At 47.1% G+C, this 18,454-nt stretch carries 16 protein-coding genes; 11 read left to right on the plus strand and 5 right to left on the minus strand.

Going from position 1 to position 18,454, the window contains the following annotated elements; all coding sequences use genetic code 11:
• Positions 1 to 160 precede the first annotated feature (160 nt).
• Positions 161 to 946, minus strand: a complete 786-nt coding sequence (locus AB4Z45_RS18645) for an HAD family hydrolase (protein WP_441910764.1) — start codon at positions 944 to 946, stop codon at positions 161 to 163.
• Between the two features lie 260 nt (positions 947 to 1,206).
• Here AB4Z45_RS18645 and AB4Z45_RS18650 point away from each other — a divergent pair, with 260 nt between their 5' ends.
• From AB4Z45_RS18650 to AB4Z45_RS18690, 9 genes are all read left to right on the plus strand, one after another.
• On the plus strand, positions 1,207 to 2,274 hold the full coding sequence (locus tag AB4Z45_RS18650; protein ID WP_441910765.1) for an ABC transporter ATP-binding protein: 1,068 nt from the start codon (positions 1,207 to 1,209) through the stop codon (positions 2,272 to 2,274).
• A 3-nt stretch (positions 2,275 to 2,277) separates the two neighbouring features.
• The gene (locus AB4Z45_RS18655) at positions 2,278 to 4,014 is read left to right on the plus strand and encodes a putative 2-aminoethylphosphonate ABC transporter permease subunit (RefSeq protein WP_441910767.1); all 1,737 of its coding nucleotides are present in this window, start codon (positions 2,278 to 2,280) and stop codon (positions 4,012 to 4,014) included.
• 63 nt (positions 4,015 to 4,077) lie between these two features.
• Positions 4,078 to 4,875 carry a phosphonoacetaldehyde hydrolase gene (gene phnX / locus AB4Z45_RS18660; RefSeq protein WP_441910768.1) on the plus strand — a complete coding sequence of 266 codons (798 nt, stop codon included), beginning with the start codon at positions 4,078 to 4,080 and terminating at the stop codon, positions 4,873 to 4,875.
• Complete coding sequence (gene phnW / locus AB4Z45_RS18665) at positions 4,872 to 6,014, plus strand: 2-aminoethylphosphonate--pyruvate transaminase (protein ID WP_441910769.1); 1,143 nt, start codon at positions 4,872 to 4,874, stop codon at positions 6,012 to 6,014. Before phnX ends, phnW begins: the two co-directional genes overlap by 4 nt.
• A 13-nt stretch (positions 6,015 to 6,027) precedes the next feature.
• Positions 6,028 to 7,215 (plus strand): saccharopine dehydrogenase family protein, encoded by a 1,188-nt coding sequence (locus AB4Z45_RS18670; protein ID WP_441910770.1) that lies wholly within the window; start codon positions 6,028 to 6,030, stop codon positions 7,213 to 7,215.
• Between the two features lie 55 nt (positions 7,216 to 7,270).
• Positions 7,271 to 8,056 carry a DeoR/GlpR family DNA-binding transcription regulator gene (locus AB4Z45_RS18675; protein WP_076269749.1) on the plus strand — a complete coding sequence of 262 codons (786 nt, stop codon included), beginning with the start codon at positions 7,271 to 7,273 and terminating at the stop codon, positions 8,054 to 8,056.
• 208 nt (positions 8,057 to 8,264) lie between these two features.
• Positions 8,265 to 9,377, plus strand: a complete 1,113-nt coding sequence (locus AB4Z45_RS18680; RefSeq protein ID WP_441910772.1) for a putative 2-aminoethylphosphonate ABC transporter substrate-binding protein — start codon at positions 8,265 to 8,267, stop codon at positions 9,375 to 9,377.
• Positions 9,378 to 9,481: 104 nt separating this feature from the next.
• A complete protein-coding gene (locus AB4Z45_RS18685) occupies positions 9,482 to 10,543 on the plus strand; it encodes an S-layer homology domain-containing protein (RefSeq protein ID WP_441910774.1) in 1,062 nt (353 codons plus the stop codon).
• Between the two features lie 149 nt (positions 10,544 to 10,692).
• Positions 10,693 to 10,860 (plus strand): hypothetical protein, encoded by a 168-nt coding sequence (locus AB4Z45_RS18690; RefSeq protein ID WP_441877098.1) that lies wholly within the window; start codon positions 10,693 to 10,695, stop codon positions 10,858 to 10,860.
• Positions 10,861 to 10,962: 102 nt separating this feature from the next.
• On the opposite strand, the gene AB4Z45_RS18695 is transcribed toward AB4Z45_RS18690, so the two are convergent.
• Genes AB4Z45_RS18695 through AB4Z45_RS18710 form a run of 4 tightly spaced genes read right to left on the minus strand, consistent with a single transcriptional unit; the run spans position 10,963 to position 14,893 of the window.
• Positions 10,963 to 11,427 (minus strand): RidA family protein, encoded by a 465-nt coding sequence (locus tag AB4Z45_RS18695; protein WP_441910776.1) that lies wholly within the window; start codon positions 11,425 to 11,427, stop codon positions 10,963 to 10,965.
• A 43-nt stretch (positions 11,428 to 11,470) separates the two neighbouring features.
• Entirely contained in the window at positions 11,471 to 13,075 is a 1,605-nt protein-coding gene (locus AB4Z45_RS18700; RefSeq protein ID WP_339207371.1) for an N-acyl-D-amino-acid deacylase family protein, read from the minus strand.
• A gap of 22 nt (positions 13,076 to 13,097) precedes the next feature.
• The gene (locus AB4Z45_RS18705; RefSeq protein WP_441910778.1) at positions 13,098 to 14,237 is read right to left on the minus strand and encodes an alanine racemase; all 1,140 of its coding nucleotides are present in this window, start codon (positions 14,235 to 14,237) and stop codon (positions 13,098 to 13,100) included.
• The gene (locus tag AB4Z45_RS18710) at positions 14,234 to 14,893 is read right to left on the minus strand and encodes a helix-turn-helix transcriptional regulator (RefSeq protein WP_076269800.1); all 660 of its coding nucleotides are present in this window, start codon (positions 14,891 to 14,893) and stop codon (positions 14,234 to 14,236) included. Before AB4Z45_RS18710 ends, AB4Z45_RS18705 begins: the two co-directional genes overlap by 4 nt.
• A gap of 156 nt (positions 14,894 to 15,049) precedes the next feature.
• Here AB4Z45_RS18710 and AB4Z45_RS18715 point away from each other — a divergent pair, with 156 nt between their 5' ends.
• On the plus strand, positions 15,050 to 16,822 hold the full coding sequence (locus AB4Z45_RS18715) for a cache domain-containing sensor histidine kinase (protein WP_441910779.1): 1,773 nt from the start codon (positions 15,050 to 15,052) through the stop codon (positions 16,820 to 16,822).
• The gene (locus AB4Z45_RS18720; RefSeq protein ID WP_441910780.1) at positions 16,822 to 18,360 is read left to right on the plus strand and encodes a helix-turn-helix domain-containing protein; all 1,539 of its coding nucleotides are present in this window, start codon (positions 16,822 to 16,824) and stop codon (positions 18,358 to 18,360) included. Before AB4Z45_RS18715 ends, AB4Z45_RS18720 begins: the two co-directional genes overlap by 1 nt.
• The last annotated feature ends 94 nt before the right edge of the window (positions 18,361 to 18,454 follow it).

Consider the following 18,454-nt stretch of genomic DNA (forward strand, 5'->3'; position numbering starts at 1 on the left):
AAATAATGTGATTAATTGTTTTTGTGTGTTTTTGATTCTTCTTTATCATAAGGTTGTGTTGTTAAACAGGTGTAATCGCAATATGAAGAAATTACTAAAAAGAGGCTCCACCTCGTCGAAACGACAAGGTGGAGCCTCTTTTTATAGTATTAAAAACAACTTATAGAGGAAGCAGCGCTTCTATCTCTCTCAAGGATTGTATCTCAAAAGTTGGACGCGCAGCACCTTCTGGCAGTTGCTGTCTCGATCTATTTAGCCAGGCGCTTGCTATACCAGTTCGGCTCGCTCCCAAAATGTCGGTAAACAAATTATCTCCTACCATTAGACATTGCTCTGGTTTTAGCCCCGCGAGATTCATCGTGTGCTCGAAAATTTGCGGAGCCGGCTTGCCGCAGCCGACCTCTCCCGAAATAACGATATGAGGAAAATAATCGGATAATCCGTTAATGCCATAGAGCTTCTCTTTCTGTAAATCAGGTGTTCCATTGGTCAGCAGCATAAGCGGGTATTTTGCAGATAATGCTTCGAGCACCTCAAATGTTTCTTCATATACATAAGGGCGCTTGCGCCGCTCGGCTGGAAACTGTTCAGCTAGCTTGACTGCAAGGTCTTCATCGTGGATGCCGAGCTCTTGTAGTCCTCTCTCCCAAACGTTTTTACGAAAAGCAGGCGCTGCCTCTTTCATTATTTGCAGCTCTGCTGCTGCTCCATCATCAAACCGAGCCCACATCGCTTCCATCGCAGTTACTTCAATATTCGCTAAGTAAGCGTAACATTCCAATTCACGAAATACAGAATGAGCAGATCGAATGATAGATTGCTTTAAAAGTCCTATTTGTAAGCCCAATGCTTGCTCGGCTGCTTCGCATGTTGCATCGAGTGCCTCTTCTGTACTTTTCTCATCCCAAATCAGCGTGTTGTCCAAGTCGAAAATAATCGTTGTCATAAGTGTAGAACCCGTCCTTTTTTTAGTTTGTTGTCTTTGCTAAAGAAATGAAAAAAAGGTTGTTGCACATAAAATACAGCATTCGGATCTTTAAAACAACTTAAAACCATAATAAAAGCAATTAAACACACAATCTTTACTTGTGTTTGACACTCACTTAACAAATCTATTTTAAACTGCTAATAGATCAACGATGCAAATGCTTTAACTTCATCATACCGTTCTTGAACGATTATTACGAGAACACAAGGAGAATGAGAATGAAAAATGAAGGATTAGCGATTAATGGTATTCGCAAGGCATTTGGCAGCTTTCAAGCACTCCATGATGTCAGCGTTCATATTCCGAAAGGGAAATTCACATGTCTGCTCGGCCCAAGCGGCTGCGGCAAGACGACATTGCTGCGTATTATCGCGGGTCTTGAGCAGACTGATGCCGGCACCGTTATCCTTGATGGGAATGATATTACGACGCAGCATACGTCCAAACGCAACTTTGGCATCGTTTTTCAATCGTATGCGCTATTTCCAAATCTAAGTGTGAGCGACAACATTGGCTACGGTCTCAAAGGGAAGCAGCCGAAGCGTCAAATTGAAGAACGCGTGAAGGAGATGCTGGAGCTCATTGGACTGACTGAGGTGAGGGATCGGTATCCAGCGCAGCTCTCCGGAGGCCAGCAGCAGCGGGTGGCGCTCGCAAGAGCAATCGCCTTATCGCCTGATATTTTATTGCTGGATGAGCCGCTTTCTGCGCTTGATGCGAAGGTGCGGGAGAAGCTGCGCGAACAGCTATGCGAGCTGCAAGAGCGACTTGGCATTACGACGGTTATGGTTACGCATGACCAAGAGGAAGCGCTGACGATGGCGGATCAGATTGTCGTCATGGATCAAGGACGGGTTGTCCAAATTGGCACGCCGCAGGAGGTATATGACAAGCCGAATACGCCTTTTGTCGCTGATTTCATTGGGGCTATTAATTTTTTTCCTGTAGGAACTGAAAGATGGATGGGGGCAAGCCCAAATGATTTGTTAGCTATAAGGCCGGAACATATCCAGATTGATGAGGAAAAGCATACGGTCGGCCTATCTAATGATAGCGGAATTAGCGGATTTGTTCAGCATGTGGAGTTTCGTGGCGCATTTTATCGTGTAAGCTTGCAGCTTGCGAATGAACACGGGAATCACTCGGACATAAGCGTAACGGTAGATATATCCGCGCAAATAGCTAATCGATTTGAATGGTCCCGCAATAAGCTGTTTCATCTTCAATTGCCGCAAGAGCGTATGCTTCATTATCCTGCGGCAATCGCTGGGAACGTGGGGAGGTAGAGAATGAAAGGGAAAATAGATCAAGCTCTGCCCTCGCAGTGGGTGAGAAAAAGCAATCAAAAGCTACGGGAGAGCAATGGGGTTATTAAGCTCTTGCTAGTGCTAGTCCTGCTCACACTTATTACTGTTATTGTCCTGCCGCTGTTCGCGATGTTTAAGCAGGCGTTCATGGATTCGGATGGAAATCTGGTTGGCTTCACTCATTTTTCATCGTATTTGCAGTCAAGATCACTCATTCAATCGATGCTGAACACGATTACCGTATCCACAGCTACAACCGCGATTGCAGTGCCGCTTGCCTTTGGGCTGGCGTTCGTATTGACTCGCACCAATATTAAAGGTAAGTCCTTCTTCAAAGCTCTTGCCATGCTGCCCTTATTCGCACCAACCATGATGCACGGGCTCGCGCTTACTTATTTATTTGGTCATCAAGGCCTTATCTCTACGGGGTTGTTCGGAATGCTTCCGTTCGAATGGCGAATTCCGCTCTATGGAAAAGTAGGCATCATCATTTCTGAGGTCATCTATACGTTTCCGCAGGCGTTTCTTATTTTGTGCGCGGGGCTTGCCGTCAGCGATTATCGCTTATATGAGGCAGCCGAGTCGATGGGCGCGAGCAGCTTGCGAAAAATGTTTACCGTAACGCTGCCGTCTGTGAAATATGCGCTGCTCAGCGCAGTCGTCATTTGTTTTACGCTCAGCTTCACTGATTTTGGCGCACCGAAGGTCGTAGGCGGACAGTATAACGTGCTGGCTACTGATATTTTTAAACAGGTTGTCGGTCAGCAAAATATGTCTATGGGAGCTGTAGTCGGCATCGTGCTGACCATTCCCGCCATTCTCGCGTTTATCGTGGATCGAATCGTCACGCGGAAGCAGCAGGCGTACGTCACATCAAAGTCTGTTCCTTATTCCGTGAAGAACAATCGGCTGCGCAATGTTTGGGCGTATACGTATGCGATTGTTTTATCAGCCATGATATTGCTGTTAATGGGAGCTGTTCTGCTTGCTTCGGTCGTGAAAAAGTGGCCGTATGACATGTCGCTAACGTGGAGCAACTTCGACTTCTCCAATGCAGCGGCAGGTGGCTTCGATCCGTTCTGGAACAGCATTGAGATGGCCGCCTGGACAGCGGTAATCGGGACGATCATTACGTTCTTGTTTGCTTATTTGATCGAAAATGGACGTGTCTATCGTCCGATCCGGCAAGCTGCTTATTTCTTGTCGATTTTGCCGCTGGCGCTTCCAGGGCTGGTCATCGGATTATCTTTTATTTATTTCTTTAATCATCCGGCCAATCCGTTTCACTTTATTTATGGAACGATGATCATTCTAGTTTTGGCTAATGTTGTGCATTTTTACTCCGTTCCATTCATGACGGCGACCGCAACTTTAAAAATGCTGGACAAGGAGTTCGACAACGTCTCGGAGTCCATGAATGTCTCGAAGCTGCGGACATTTTCTCGCATTACGGTGCCATTGTCCTTGCCGGCCATATTAGAAATGGCAGTTTACTTTTTCGTAAATGCAATGGTGACGGTATCTGCGCTGGTCTTTCTGTATGCGTCGGACTTGCGAATTGCCTCGGTTTCCATCGTCAGCATGGACGATGCGGGTGATACGGCAGCGGCGGCAGCGATGTCAGTGCTCGTTGTGCTACTCAATGTTGTCGTTCGCTTTCTATATGAAGCGGGCACGGCAAGGCTGAGACGCAAAATGTCAGCTTGGCAGAAGCGATAAGGCGATGCCAAAAACAATTTTTCAAAAAAACAATTACACATTATGCGATGGAGGTTTTTACTCATGATTAAAACAGTCATATTGGATTGGGCAGGTACAGTGGTTGATTATGGAAGCTTTGCGCCGGTAGAAGCGTTTCGCCGCTTATTCGAAGAAAGAGGCATTGAGGCGTCGTTTAAAGCGATTCGGAAGCCGATGGGTCGCATGAAAAAAGATCATTTGCGCGATATTTGCTCCGATCCTGCTGTGTCTGCTGCATGGCAAGCGAAATTTGGCAGCATGCCAAATGAAAATGATATTGATGAAATGTATGAAAAGTTTGAACCGATGTTGTTCTCCATTCTTCATCAATATGCAACACCAGTGCCCGGAGCACTAGCACTTATTGAGAGACTGCGCGAGCAGGGCATCAAGATTGGAACGACGACAGGATATACGCGTCCCATGATGGACATTATTGCGCCGGAAGCTGCGAAGCAAGGATATTCGCCAGATAGTACAGTAACGCCAGATGAAGCAGCCGAAGGGCGCCCGCATCCATGGATGATTTTCCGCAATGCGGAGCTGCTTGATACGTATCCGATGAGCTATATCGTCAAATGCGGCGATACCGAAGCGGATATGAGAGAAGGCCGTCATGCAGGCGTATGGTCAGTAGGCGTTATTTTCGGCGGGAATGAAGTGGGTTTGACACAAGCGGAAACGGAAGCCCTGTCTGAGGGCGAGAAGGAGAAGCTGTTTGTTGAAGTTTCGGATCGCTTGATGCAAGCGGGAGCACATTTTATCATTCGTGAGATTGGCGAGCTGGATGGCGTTATTTCACACATCAACGAAAGACTGCAAGCGGGGGATCGTCCATGAAATCACATAATGATGCATTATTGCTAACAGAAAATCCATATCTACTTCTTACGCCAGGACCGCTAACGACGACTCGAACCGTGAAGGAAGCGATGATGAAGGATTGGTGTACGTGGGATGATCAATACAATCAGCTGGTATCTTCGATAAGAGAGCGGCTCGTGAAGCTTGCTGCACAAGCGGCGGCAGAAGACTATACTGCTATATTGATGCAGGGCAGCGGGACGTTTAGCGTGGAAGCCACAATAGGCACGGCGATGCCGAAGCAAGGCGGTAAATTGGCTATTGCCGTTAATGGAGCTTATGGCGAGCGAATGGTTCAAATTGCCGACGTGCTTGGAATTTCAGTTACGCTAATCCGTTTTGACGAGCGCAATCCTATCGATCCGGAAGTCATCGAGAAAGCACTTCAGGATGATCCGCAGATTACACATGTTGCCATCGTACATTGCGAAACGACAACAGGTATCCTTAACCCTTTGAATGAAATAGCTCAAGTTGTTAAGCGCCATAATGTCACGTTTATTGTTGACGCTATGAGCAGCTTTGGTGGTGTAGCTATGGACATAGATGAGCTAGGCATTGATTTCCTCATTAGCAGCAGCAACAAATGCATCCAAGGGGTACCGGGTTTTGGTTTTGTAGTTGCCCGCCGTGATGCCATTGCCAAGTGCAAGGGCCATGCGCGCTCCTTATCGCTTGATTTGTATGACCAATGGGACATGATGGAGCGCTCGAACAGCAAATGGCGTTATACCTCGCCGACACATGTCGTTCGCGCATTCGATCAGGCTCTGAAGGAGCTGGAGCTTGAAGGCGGAATCGCGGCTCGTGAAGCTCGATACAGCAGCAATCAACAAGTAATAACTGAGGGGATGGAGGCTGCTGGTTTCAATGCGCTGCTTCCTCGTGAGTGGCAATCTCCTATTATTACAGCATTTCGTTACCCAAGCGCTAACTTTTCATTTGAATCATTTTACGGAAGCTTGAAGAAGGAAGGTTTTGTTCTGTATCCAGGGAAGCTGACCTCGGAGCCGACTTTCCGAATTGGCAGCATCGGTGATGTTAATCCAGCAGATATGGAACGATTGGTTCATGTGATCAAAAGCATTTATTCATCCTTTGACAAGGAACAGTAGGAGAGTGAAGACGATGAAAGTATTTTGTCTTGGCGGTGCAGGTCGAATTTGTATGGAAGCGGTGCTGGACCTTGTTCAGTACTCCTCATTTGAGGTCATTACGATCGGTGATTTCAATCTGGAAGCGGCGCAGCAGCTTGCTGCCTCACTGAATGATAAACGTGTCAATGCAGTCAGAGTGAATGTGCATGATCATGCGGCAACGGTAGAACAGCTTCGCGGCTACGATATTGTAATGGATGGAACTACAATTACATTAAACGGCTTGTCGACGGCATGTATTGCAGAGGCTGGCTGCCACGGCATTAATTTGAACGGCTTTGGCGAAGAAGATGCAAGTCACGATGTATTTGTCCGCAACGGAAAAATGTGTTTGCCTGGCTTCGGGATGACGCCCGGTGTAACGCAAATGATGGCGATGCATGCTGCTAATCAGTTGAAGGAAGTACATGAGGTACGGGTTAGTCATGGCTCATACCGGCCGATTGCATTCTCCAAATCGATAGCGGAAACAACGGTTTATGAGTATGATCCGAAGCTGCCGGGCCGTGTAGTTTATGAGAAAGGCCAGTTTATACAAGTCGAGCCTTTTGCAAGGCCGCGAGAAATTGAGCTGCCAGAGCCTTACGGCAAATCGATTCAATACATTATTCCGCACGCAGAGACACGAACGCTGGCAAAAGCGCTTGAGAGCAAGGATGTTCAGTTAATTGAAGTACGCGGTACATGGCCTCAGCAAAATATGAGACTCGTCCGTGCGTTATATGACTATGGGTTTATGCGCAACGATCGTATAAACATTGCAGGCCAGGAAATTGGAATTATGGATGCGATTGGGCAATACTTATTCGAATCGCAGGAAGGCCATGAAACGGAATTATACGGCTATTCTCTTCATATTGAAGTAACGGGGATATCGGCACAGACTGGCGAAGCTTGCAAACATACACTTACCCATACACATCCTGCATCGGATGGTTCAGCAGAAGGCTGGGAGAAACTCCGTGCGTACACTAGAAACGTCGGCATTCCACTTGCGATAGCGACGGAGCTTATTGCGAGAGGTCAGACGTTATGCAAAGATCAAACAGGAATCATCACACCGGAAGAAGCTTTCGAACCGAGCATTATATTTGAACAGCTAAGCAAGCGCGGCATTCTCATTCATGAAAAGATTGAGAGTTTAGTTGAAGTAGGCTAGAATACGATTAATAATCAAAACAGTAGACTAAGCTGAAGACGAAGGGGAAATAGAGATGTCGCTAGCCGGAGAAGAGCGGAAGCAGATCATCATTAATATGCTGCAGCTAAAAGGAAAGGTTCGAACGCCGGAGCTTGTGCAGGCGCTTGATGTATCATCGGAAACGATCCGCCGTTATTTGGAGGAGCTGGAGGATGAGCTTAAGCTGAAGCGAGTATACGGCGGCGCCGTTAAGATTAATGTGGAGCGGGAAGAGCCCGCTTATGTTCGGCGCGAGGTGCAGCAGGCTGAAGAGAAAAGAAGGATCGGACGAGCTGCATCCTCTCTCATTCAGGATAAAGACGTTGTTGTCATCGACGATGGAACAACCACGCTGCAAATGATCGATTCACTTGCTTACAAAAAACAACTTACCGTTCTTGTTACATCCGTTTATACCTTAAACTTGCTGATTGGCTACAAAAATCGCAATATATTCGATGGTGAAATCGTGCTTATTGGCGGTCGCATTAACCCGAAGCATTACCGGACATCCGGTACGCTTGCGATGGAGTTTATGTCCAATTTTAATGTGGACAAGGCTTTTATCGTTGCTGACGGCTTACAGATTGATAGCGGTGTAACAAGCTATGAGGATGAGCGCGGCGTGTTGGCTAGAACTTTCATGAAGCAAGCCAAGCAAACGATCGTGTTGGCTGATTATACGAAGATTGGAACGAACCATTTTTATAAGATTGCCGATTTTAAAGAGATTGATATGATTATTAGCGATGTAGCGCCTCCGCAGGCTTGGCGTTCCAAGCTTGATGATCAGGATGTGCACTGGATTGTAGCAGAATAGCTGTTCATGGCAAAGGAACCTTCGAGTCTAATAAGACTTTGAGGTTCTTTTTTTATACCAACCAAATGCAAATTACTCAAAGGAAAAACACAACTATAAAGAAGAAACCAAAAACAAAACAATTTATTTACTTGTATTTTACAGTGCGTTAAACAAACAAGCATATAGTAGGAATAGAGAAGAAGAACAAACAAAGGGAGAGAAAAAAATGAAAAGAAGCTGGTTTCTGCTTGTGAGCATGATAGTTATCGTTACGGTTTTATCTGCATGCGGAGGTAACGGAGGATCGAGCAATAAAGGAAATAATAAAGCTGGCAATTCTTCAGAAGCAACAGCACCAACAGAATCATCGCTAGATTCGGACAGTAAAGAGCTTACCGTATATACTGCGCTTGAAGATGATCTTATTAAAGAATATTTGAAAACTTTTTATGAAAAATACCCAGACATCAAATTAAATATTGTTCGTGATTCAACAGGTATCATTACGGCTAAGCTGCTTGCTGAGAAGGATAATCCGCAAGCGGATGTCGTGTGGGGCGTTGCAGCAACAAGCTTGCTAGTACTGGATCAAAACAGCATGCTGGAGCCTTATTCTCCTGCTGGCGTAGATCGGATTCTTGCTGAGTTTAAAGATACTAGAAGTCCGGAGCATTGGGTAGGCATTGATGCATGGGAGACGGCATTTATTGCTAATACGGTTGAGCTGGAGAAAAAAGGTTTGGCAGTTCCGAAGACATACGAGGATCTGCTTAAGCCAGAATATAAAGGTCTAATCACGATGCCTAACCCTGCATCATCTGGTACGGGCTTCCTTACGGTATCGGGCTTGGCGCAGCTGCTTGGAGCAGATAAAGCATGGGAATACTTGGACAAACTGCATGAGAACATTGGCATCTACACGCACTCAGGTTCGAAGCCGGCAAAAATGGCTGGTACTGGTGAATATCCAATCGGGATCTCCTTTGGATACCGCGGTATCAAAGAAAAAAGCGGCGGATCGCCCGTTGAAGTAGTGTTCCCGGCAGAAGGCTCAGGCTGGGATGTTGAGGCAAATGCGATGATTAAGAAATCGAAAATGAAAAAAGCTGCACAGACGTTTTTGGACTGGGCAATTACAGACGATGCAATGGCTGAATATAGCAAAAACTATCCGATCGTAGCTGTGAAGAGTGACACTAGCGTCATTCCAGAAGGTTATACTAAAAACCCGATTGAGCAACTGATTAAATACGACCTGCAAGAAGCGGCTAAACAAAGAGATACTATTTTAAAAGAGTGGAGCAACCGCTACGACAGCAAGAGTGAGCCAAAATCATAATAGTTGTATTAAGAGAAAGGCTGACAAGCGCTAGTTAAGCTGCTGTCAGCCTTTTCACTAGCACGTGAACATAACGAAAAACGCGATTTGGAAGGAGAATGGACATGTTGTTGAGAGTGAAAAAAATAGCAATTTTGTTAATAGTGATGACGTTGTTTTCTAGCGTCTCTACGCTAACGAGCGTTGGCCGCTCAGCCTTGCTGCCTTCTGCATATGCTGCGGCTGCAACCTTGTCGCTTACCGTCAATCAGAAAAATGCGGCTGTCGGACAACCAGTTGAGGTCGTTGTAAAAGGGGAGCAATTAAATGATTTATACGGCTTCGAAATTAAACTGAAGTACAACACAGCAAAGCTTAAATTCAAACAGGCGACAGCAACGTGGAAAGGAATGCCCATTTCGCCGATTGATAAGGATGGGGTTATAACATTCGCTCATACGAAGATTGGGAAGGATAGCGGAGTGAGCGGATCGGCAGCTATTGCCACATTTACTTTTGAGGGAGTCGCGAGTGGAAAGGCGAGCGTTGAGCTGGTAGAAGCGAAGCTGGTCGATAGTCAGGTCAAGGCGGTTCAGCTGAAAAATGCTGCGAAGCTGGCTTTGCTCTTAAGCTCTTCGAAGCCAGTATCCTTCAGTGACATAAAAGGCCACTGGGCTGAGGCAAATATTACAAGAGCGGCTTCGCTTGGCATCGTAACAGGCTTTGAGAACGGTGCTTTTCAACCTAATGGGTGGGTAACGCGTTCGCAATTTGTTGCTATGATCAGCCGTGCATTCGAGTTGAATGCTAAGCAAGCGAAGGAAGTTAATTTTAAAGACAAGGGACAATTTCCAGCTTGGGCAGAGGCTTTCATAGCGGAGGCTGTGAATGCTGAGGTAATTAGCGGTTATGACGATGGTACATTCCGGCCAAACCGCCATATTACAAGAGCGGAAATGGTGGCAATGACGATGCGTATATCTGGTTTTCCGCTCGACGAGAACCCGTCAATTCGTTTTGCGGATGCCTCGCAAATACCAGCTTGGGCTAAGCCTGCTGTAGCGGCTGCTGTTTCTCGCAATCTGCTTAAGGGGAGAAGCGGCAATCGCTTTGAAGCACAGGCAAAGGCTACTCGTGCAGAAGCATTGACGTTTATTTTGACGCTCATCGATAGCCAGAATAAATAGACTTGATCACTAGAGCAGAGGCGTTTAGTCATTGCAAGAAAGTGTGGGCGGGCATAAAAAATGAGCAGGAGCACATTTTACGAAATAGCCTATACCTTTTTTACTAAAAATCATAGGATACTGTACCTTAGTAAAAAGGAGATGAACAAATGGGCTATGGAGTAGCAGGGGTTGGCGCAGGAAATTGCGGACCTTCTTATCCAGTTGCAGGTGTTAGCAATTGTGGAGCTGGAGTTGGCGGCTGGGGAACTGGTATCGGTATTATATTGGTACTTTTCATTTTGCTTGTTATTATTTCCCGCGCTGTATGCTGGTAGTCAACAAAGCTTGCTTGTAAATCGGAATCAATGCGTTTTCCACTAATTGTAATAGTATTAAACCCCCAAGTGCCTGAGCCTTGGGGGTTTTGCTTGTTTATGCTATTCACGAACCTCTGCAATGAGCTCGATTTCAACTGGCGTATGGAATGGAAGATCGCTTGTACCAATCGCGGACCTTGCATGGCGTCCATTTTCTCCGAATACTTCAATGAGCAGATCCGATGCGCCGTTCAGCACATAAGGCTGATCGCCGAAACCGGGAGCGCTGTTTATGAAACCAAGAATTTTTACGATTTTTACGACACGGTCAAGGTCGCCTAGGTGTGCTTTCATCGCCGCTAGCAGGTTGATAACGACTTGGCGCGCTGCTTCTTGTCCTTGCTCGATCGTTAGATCAGAGCCGATTTTACCTTCATACATGAGAATACCATCGATACGGCAGTCGAAGCCGGAAGTATAGATAAGATTGCCTGTTTGGTTAACCGGAATGTAGGAGAACTTAGGTTTAGTCGTTTCAGGCAAAACAATTCCTAGCTCGGCAAGACGTTTTTCAATAATAGACATTATAAAACAGCTCCTTGTTTATCAATTGTGTATTGCGGGTTAACTAATGCGTGCAGCAGTGCTGCGCGCGAATAAGATTGCCTTCGCGCTTATGCGTGTGTTCACCATGTGAAAGCGTGAGCTGGCCGGCAACGATAACATGCGAGATGCCGGACGGATATTGACGCGGGTCCTCGAACGTAGCTGTGTCTTGAATGACAGCTGGGTCGAATACCGTGATGTCAGCAGCATATCCTGGCACAAGCAATCCTCTTTTGCCAAGTTTAAATCGTTGTACGGGAAATGAGGTTAGCTTGCGAACCGCTTGCTCAAGCGACAGTACCTTATCCTCACGCACATATTTGGCAAAAACGCGTGGAAAGGTGCCGTACGTGCGCGGATGAGGCTTGCCGATCTCGCAGTTCAAGCTGTCGGATGCAATCAATGATTTCTCGTAACCGATGACCTGCTTTACATCGTCGTCGGACATATGGAAGTAGACAATCGCGATTTGACCATTCTCCTCAAGCAGAAGATCCATCATGCAATCGACGGGATGTTCTCCGCGAAGCTCGGCAACCTCGGCGATTGATTTGCCTTCGAGTGCCTTATTCGCTTCGGTCTGAATCGAAGAAATAATGATGCTGGACCAGCCAGTTGAACATACAAGATTATCCCAAGTGTCCTGCTCGCGGCTTAGCTCTTCTTTGATCCGCAGGCGCAGCGCCTTATCGCGGAACGCTTCAAGTGTTGCATGAATGCCGCCCTCTAGTACCCAAGGAGGGAGGACGGTTGTTAAGGTAGTGGAGCCTGCCGCGTAGGGATAAACATCAACTGTGACGTCCATACCGCGTGCTCTTGCCGCTTCTACAAGCTCCAGCGCATCAAGCGCTTTACCCCAATTGGCGCGGCCTGCTGCTTTCAAATGACTGATATGCAGCGAGATGCCGACTCGTTCAGCGATCCATATTACCTCTGCAACGGACGGCAGCAAGTTATTGCCCTCACCGCGAATATGTGTGGAGAGCAGACCGTTGTATTTAGGCAAAACGCTGCAAAGCTCAACCAGCTCTTCGCGTGAAGTATAGCTGCCAGGTGCATACAACAAACCAATTGATAATCCGATTGCGCCTGCTCGCAGCCCTTCTTCAAGCAAGGTCTTCATCCGCTCGATTTCGTCTTTCGTCGCAGGACGGTTCTCGAAGCCCATGACTGCGATACGCAGTGCACCGTGTGCTACATAGGTGGCGATGTGCTCCGAAGGATTGGATTTGCTGACAAAATCCATATATTGACCAACCGTTTCCCACGGCCACTCCCAGCTTGTGCTCCCGAGTACGGGCTGCACATACGACTGCAGCAGTGCGCCTTTACTTCGAATAAATGGAGCAGGGGCGAGGCCGCAGTTGCCGACAACCTCAGTTGTTACCCCTTGCTGCAGCTTAATTTCACTATAAGGATGATCAATAATCATCAGATCCGAGTGGCAATGCCCATCGATGAAGCCAGGAGAAATCACTTTGCGTCCCACATCAATGATTTGGCTAGCCTCTTGATCAATTTGGCCAATAGAAACAATGATGCCATCTTTGACTCCAACATCGCCGCCGTACCAAGGATTGCCGCTGCCATCGACGATTTTGCCGTTTTTCAAAATAAGATCGAGCATGTTATAAGCCTCCTCCTTCTCGTTATTCGAGCATTCCGCGAGCCGCTACAGTCGTTTTATGAAGCTGCCCAGTGGAATCCTTGATGTAGACAAAGCTGTGCAAATTAACGGTGCTGCATATATGATTGGGGATGATTTGCACCAAGTCGCCTACCTGATAGGCGGAATCCGGCTGTACACGAATCATGCCGTGCTCCTCATTCATTCGCTCCAAAATCGCTTCAGAATCTCCGATGATATGGCCGAAGCCCTTAAGGAATAAAGGTGAATTGCCCGGTTGCACGTCCGTTGCGAATGTTTTGCTGCCGCCGTCAATGATGATTAAATCTTCATAGGGCCTGCTGACAATGGTAGCCAGCACAACGCCGGCACAATCCTCAAGCGCACATGTTCCGAAAACTGCCTGCATTCGGTCTTGATAAATGTAAGTACCGGGCCGAACTTCAGTGATGCCGTCAACTTCAGCAGCAAACAGCGCAGTAGGCGAAGAGCCTACACTTACATCCTCAATGGCGATGCCTGCGCTCCGTAGAGCTGCAGCAGCCTCAACCATCAAGCGCCCCTCTTCATGGCCGGCTGCTTCCAAATCGAGCGTCGATGCTCCGCCGACCATAGCCCCTCGATAGGTGAAAATACCGCTAAGCTTTATGCCGTCAAGATCATTGATTTGCTTCGCAAGCTCCACGGCTTTATCGATCGCAGCTCCTGTACGGCGAAGTCCCGTTTCCAGTTCAAGGCGTACTTCCAGCACTGCGCCTTCACGCACGGCTGTCTCAGAAATGCGCTTCGCACCCTCCAAGCTATCGACTCCGATAATTATACGGACGCCGGATAGACTGAGCCGAGCTGCACGTTCAAGCTTGGATTTGGCCACTAACGGATAAGCGACAAAAATATCACAAATGCCGCCGCTTGCCATGATCTCTGCTTCGGAAATTTTGGCTACGGTGATGCCGATGGCACCAGCCGCGAGCTGCCTTGAGGCCATTTCCGGCAGCTTATGTGTTTTGGCATGAGGACGAAGCTTTACGCCGCGTTTCGCGATAGCCTCTGCCATTGCAGCAATGTTGTTATCGACAGCATCACTGTCGATGACAACGCATGGTGTTTCTAGCTTAAGCAAGGCTTCCTCATCTTTGCGTACGTTCAATATTTCGCTCATTCGCTTGCTCCTTCATCGCTATCTACGCCTTTGGATTCCTCCAAATAGCTGTATAACGTAAATTTTGAAATGCTCAAATAGCTGCAAACCTTCTCGCCTGACTTTTTAATGAGAAAAGCACCCTTTTGATCAAGCAATTGAATGATTTTAATTTTATCTTCTTTGGTCATGGCAGCAGGCGGCTTGCCAATCGTGACCTGCGCTTCCTGTATGAGCGTATCGAGCAGGTCGTTCACGTTGCTGACAAACGATTCTCGAACCGGCTGTAGTCCGCTCGCTGTCAGCGATTGAAGCGTTTTCTCGGCAACCATCAGATCGGTAATGTCGAAGTTGATGCAGAGCGCTCCAATGATGGTGCCGGCGTTATTTTTTACATACATGGAGGTCGAACGGAGAATACGTCCATCCTTCGTCTGGGTAACATAATTATGGCGGTTATCACCCTCGGAGGTGCCTCTCATAATTTCCAGTCCAAGATTCGTGCCGGGATCTCCTACATTTCTTCCGGTGACGTGGCCGTTCTCGATGACAACAATGGTGCTGTCTACAGGCTTTGACCAGTCATGCACAACGACCTCGCAATTGTCTCCAAACTGAGCGGTTATTCCTTTGGCCATCTCCGTCAAAAATAGTAATTCTTGAGATATCGATTCCACTTGCATTCACTCTCCACTTTCTTAAAGCCTCATTGCCCACATGGTACTACGACTTACTCGAAAAATCAAACAAAAAATCTGTTAACCTAAAAAAAAGTGTGATAGGATGTTTTTAAACTTTTTATTGATACGAGAAAAGGAGAGTGGGGATGAGAGATGCGCTGGATTAGTAGCTCATTAAAGCGTAAGTTATCCTTTTTGCTGCTGCTATCGGTTCTCATTCCGCTGCTCGCGCTGGGCTTATTTGCCTACAACATGGCAGCGACAGCTACGGAAGAGAAGGCAAAGCAATCGGGCAAGAGCCTATTGCGTCAGACGGGTACGAATCTCGAATTTATCGTTCAAGATATCGAGAATATGTCCTTATTTTTGATTGGGCAAAAGGATGTACAGCAATATTTGAGCAGTTCAGGAGAAAATGCAGTTAAACAAACGCAAATGATTGAGTTTCTATCTAATCTGGTGTTCTCCAAATCGTATATTTCGGACATCACGATTTATCCGCAAAGCCAGTCCCATCCCGTTTCAAATACAACGATTTTTGAGACGGAATTATCCGAGCTGACTGGAGAAGATATTGAGCATTATCAATCTAGTGCAAAATGGTGGACGAGCCGCTACGAGACGGATACAGCAGCTGGGGTGAAGCAGGTGATCTCACTCGTCAGGCCGATTCGCAGTCTGAACAGCTTCAAACAAATTGGAACGTTAGTCATTAGCCTTAACGAAGAAGCTGTTTCCAAGCTGATGAATCAGGCGGGCATTTCAGCGGGGGGCTATGTCGTTTTGTCCAATGAGAAGGGACAAATCTTGTCCGGCAGTGATCAAAGCAGGTCAATGATGACAATGGAAGCTCTGCTGCCAGGCTTGACGATAAGAGGGAATGCAGGAACTCTCAACTACGGCCATGGTGAAAGTAAACAGACCATACTCTATGACACGGTTGCTGATGTAGGCTGGCGGCTGACGGGCGTCATGCCCTTCACAGAATACAAAGCTCAAAATAATTATGTCCTGCAGCTGATGGCTATCGTCATTATTTTTTCGATGCTGCTCGTGGCCGTGCTCGTTCTATACTTCGTTCAACGAGTGACCAATCCGCTTATTATGCTGACGCAGTTTCTAAAGCACTCGAACCCGGAAGAGCCGATGCAAACGTATCCAGTGGAAACGATGGATGAGGTAGGACAGCTTGTGCGAAGCTACAATAAGCTAAGCGAGCGAATTGAAGGTTTGACGGAGCAGGTAAAGCTGGAGGAATCATCAAAAAAAGAAGCGGATATGCATGCGCTGCAAGCGCAAATCAATCCTCATTTCTTGTACAATACTCTATCCTCTATCCACTGGATGGCGCTCATGAATCAAGATGAGAAGACGGCCGATATGGTAGGCAGCTTAAGTGATTTTATGCGATTCAGCTTAAACAATGGCGAGGAGTTTTGCTCGGTTGAGCAGGAGGTGGCGCATGCCGGCCATTATGCCAATATTCAGTCGATCCGCTTCCCGGACAAGTTTGAGTTTATCGTTCAGGCCGATCAGGAACTAATGGACTTAACGATGCTGAAGCTTCTGCTGCAGCCTTTAATTGAGAATGCACTTATTCATGGTATTCAGAAAAAAGCTGAAGCTGGTTTGATCAAAGTAACCGCACATATGCAAGGATTGTTTATGTCCTTTGCTGTAGAAGATACAGGCGTTGGCATCGACTCGGTTAAGCTGGCTGCTATATATAAAGAGCTCCACGGACCGGATGATCGCAAAAAAGAACGTGATCGCCTAGATCGCGGCAGCTATGGACTTCGCAACGTTCATAAGCGGCTGCAGCTGCATTACGGGGCAGAAGCAGGCTTGCGCATTGAAAGCTTGGACGGAATAGGGACACGCGTGTCCTTCTCGATCCCGATGTTACACGAAGGAGGCAAAGCCTAATGAAGCTGTTAATCGTAGATGATGAGGTCATTATTCGAACTGGTTTGAGCACCGTTATAAAATGGGCAGAACTTGGCTATGAGCTGCTGCAGCCGGCAGCATCAGCCGAGGAGGCGCTTGCTCGTCTGGAATTGGAGCAGCCGGAAATTGTATTGACGGATATTCAAATGACGGGACGCAGCGGACTAGAGCTTGCGGGAGATGTCAGGAGACTGCTGCCTGATAGTGAGGTCATTATTTTGACAGGCTACGATCAATTTTCCTATGCCCAGCAGGCGATTCGAGAAGGAGCAGGAGATTATTTGCTCAAAACGAGCCGTCCGGATGAAATCATCCGAGCGGTAAATGGAGCGAAGATGCGAATTCTGCAAAAGTGGGAGGCACTAAAGAAAGACCAGCTTCGCGATAGATTGCTTGAGAGACTGATTGCGGATACGGAAATTGACAATCACTCCGCAGAGAAAGCGGCGAAGCTTCTGCCGAAGCTGCGATTGAACGAAACCTTTTTTTATCAAACGGTAATTGTCTCGGCTGAAGGCTGGGGAAATGAATCGGGATACGGCTATTTATTGCTGTTTGCCGTGCACAATATGATAAGCGAGCTGATAGATGGAGAGGCGCTTTTGCGTAAAGATAGTCTCGTCATTCTTCTTAGGCATGAAAGCATGCGAGCAGATCAATCACAGCTCGCTAGATTGATGGAGCGGGTCACACGGAAGCTGAAATGCAAATTGTTCGGGGCAACAGGCACGGTTGTTTCAGACTGGCATAAGCTTCAGGATTCGTACACAGAGGCTTCTTATGCTTTTTTGTTCAAAGGAATTATTGGCCAAGAAGGACTGCTCGCATACGAGGATATAAAGGGACGCCGAGGCGGACGTACCGTCTGCTCGCAGGAGGAAGAAGGACAGCTCACTGCGTTATTCCAGAACGGATCGGACACGCAGCTTTACCAATGGGTTCAAGAGCTCATCGAACGCCAGCTTAAAGATGGAGATACGACGCCGGATTCCTTGCAGAAGTTTCTTCAATCCGTCCAAATTTCTGCTCACCGCTGGGTCGAGCGAGTCATTGCCTCTTTTGGAGAATCTGCTGCCCTCTCCAAAGAGAAGTTTGTTAACAGCATTTCCCCCTCCCCAATTACCGATAACGGAGTTGGATTGCTGTATGAGCAGCTTCACCAATTGATGATGCTGTACCGTGAGACGATTGGACAGGAAGGCATACCTTACATTAAGCGTTCGATTGCCTATATTCATGATCATTTGGATAAAGAGCTCACATTGCAGCAGGTTGCCAAGCATGTTCATTTGAATCCAAACCACTTCAGCGAGGTATTCAAGCGTGAGACGGGCCATACCTACATTGAATTTGTAACTCGCATGAGAGTGGAGCGCGCCAAGCGGCTTTTGGATGAATCACCGATAAAGGTGAGTGAGGTTGCAAGCCGCGTGGGCTATACGGATATGAAGTATTTTAGCCAATTGTTTAAACGGTTTACGGGTTTTACGCCTTCGGAATACCGGACGAGAAGCTGAAGTTTATCTACCCTACTCCTGAGTTCTGTCCCCTGCCCATGTCGCCTATGATTCCCTATACTCGGAGGTAAGACAAATATCAAGGAGGAAACAT

Origin of the sequence: Paenibacillus sp. MCAF9, assembly GCF_052114265.1 — a bacterium.
Lineage (GTDB): Bacteria > Bacillota > Bacilli > Paenibacillales > Paenibacillaceae > Pristimantibacillus.

Coding starts and splice junctions, on each gene's coding strand:
- AB4Z45_RS18645 (WP_441910764.1), bottom strand. CDS start 946: ATGACAACGATTATTTTCGACTTGGACAACACGCTGATTTGGGATGAG.
- AB4Z45_RS18650 (WP_441910765.1), top strand. CDS start 1,207: ATGAAAAATGAAGGATTAGCGATTAATGGTATTCGCAAGGCATTTGGC.
- AB4Z45_RS18655 (WP_441910767.1), top strand. CDS start 2,278: ATGAAAGGGAAAATAGATCAAGCTCTGCCCTCGCAGTGGGTGAGAAAA.
- phnX (WP_441910768.1), top strand. CDS start 4,078: ATGATTAAAACAGTCATATTGGATTGGGCAGGTACAGTGGTTGATTAT.
- phnW (WP_441910769.1), top strand. CDS start 4,872: ATGAAATCACATAATGATGCATTATTGCTAACAGAAAATCCATATCTA.
- AB4Z45_RS18670 (WP_441910770.1), top strand. CDS start 6,028: ATGAAAGTATTTTGTCTTGGCGGTGCAGGTCGAATTTGTATGGAAGCG.
- AB4Z45_RS18675 (WP_076269749.1), top strand. CDS start 7,271: ATGTCGCTAGCCGGAGAAGAGCGGAAGCAGATCATCATTAATATGCTG.
- AB4Z45_RS18680 (WP_441910772.1), top strand. CDS start 8,265: ATGAAAAGAAGCTGGTTTCTGCTTGTGAGCATGATAGTTATCGTTACG.
- AB4Z45_RS18685 (WP_441910774.1), top strand. CDS start 9,482: ATGTTGTTGAGAGTGAAAAAAATAGCAATTTTGTTAATAGTGATGACG.
- AB4Z45_RS18690 (WP_441877098.1), top strand. CDS start 10,693: ATGGGCTATGGAGTAGCAGGGGTTGGCGCAGGAAATTGCGGACCTTCT.
- AB4Z45_RS18695 (WP_441910776.1), bottom strand. CDS start 11,427: ATGTCTATTATTGAAAAACGTCTTGCCGAGCTAGGAATTGTTTTGCCT.
- AB4Z45_RS18700 (WP_339207371.1), bottom strand. CDS start 13,075: ATGCTCGATCTTATTTTGAAAAACGGCAAAATCGTCGATGGCAGCGGC.
- AB4Z45_RS18705 (WP_441910778.1), bottom strand. CDS start 14,237: ATGAGCGAAATATTGAACGTACGCAAAGATGAGGAAGCCTTGCTTAAG.
- AB4Z45_RS18715 (WP_441910779.1), top strand. CDS start 15,050: ATGCGCTGGATTAGTAGCTCATTAAAGCGTAAGTTATCCTTTTTGCTG.
- AB4Z45_RS18720 (WP_441910780.1), top strand. CDS start 16,822: ATGAAGCTGTTAATCGTAGATGATGAGGTCATTATTCGAACTGGTTTG.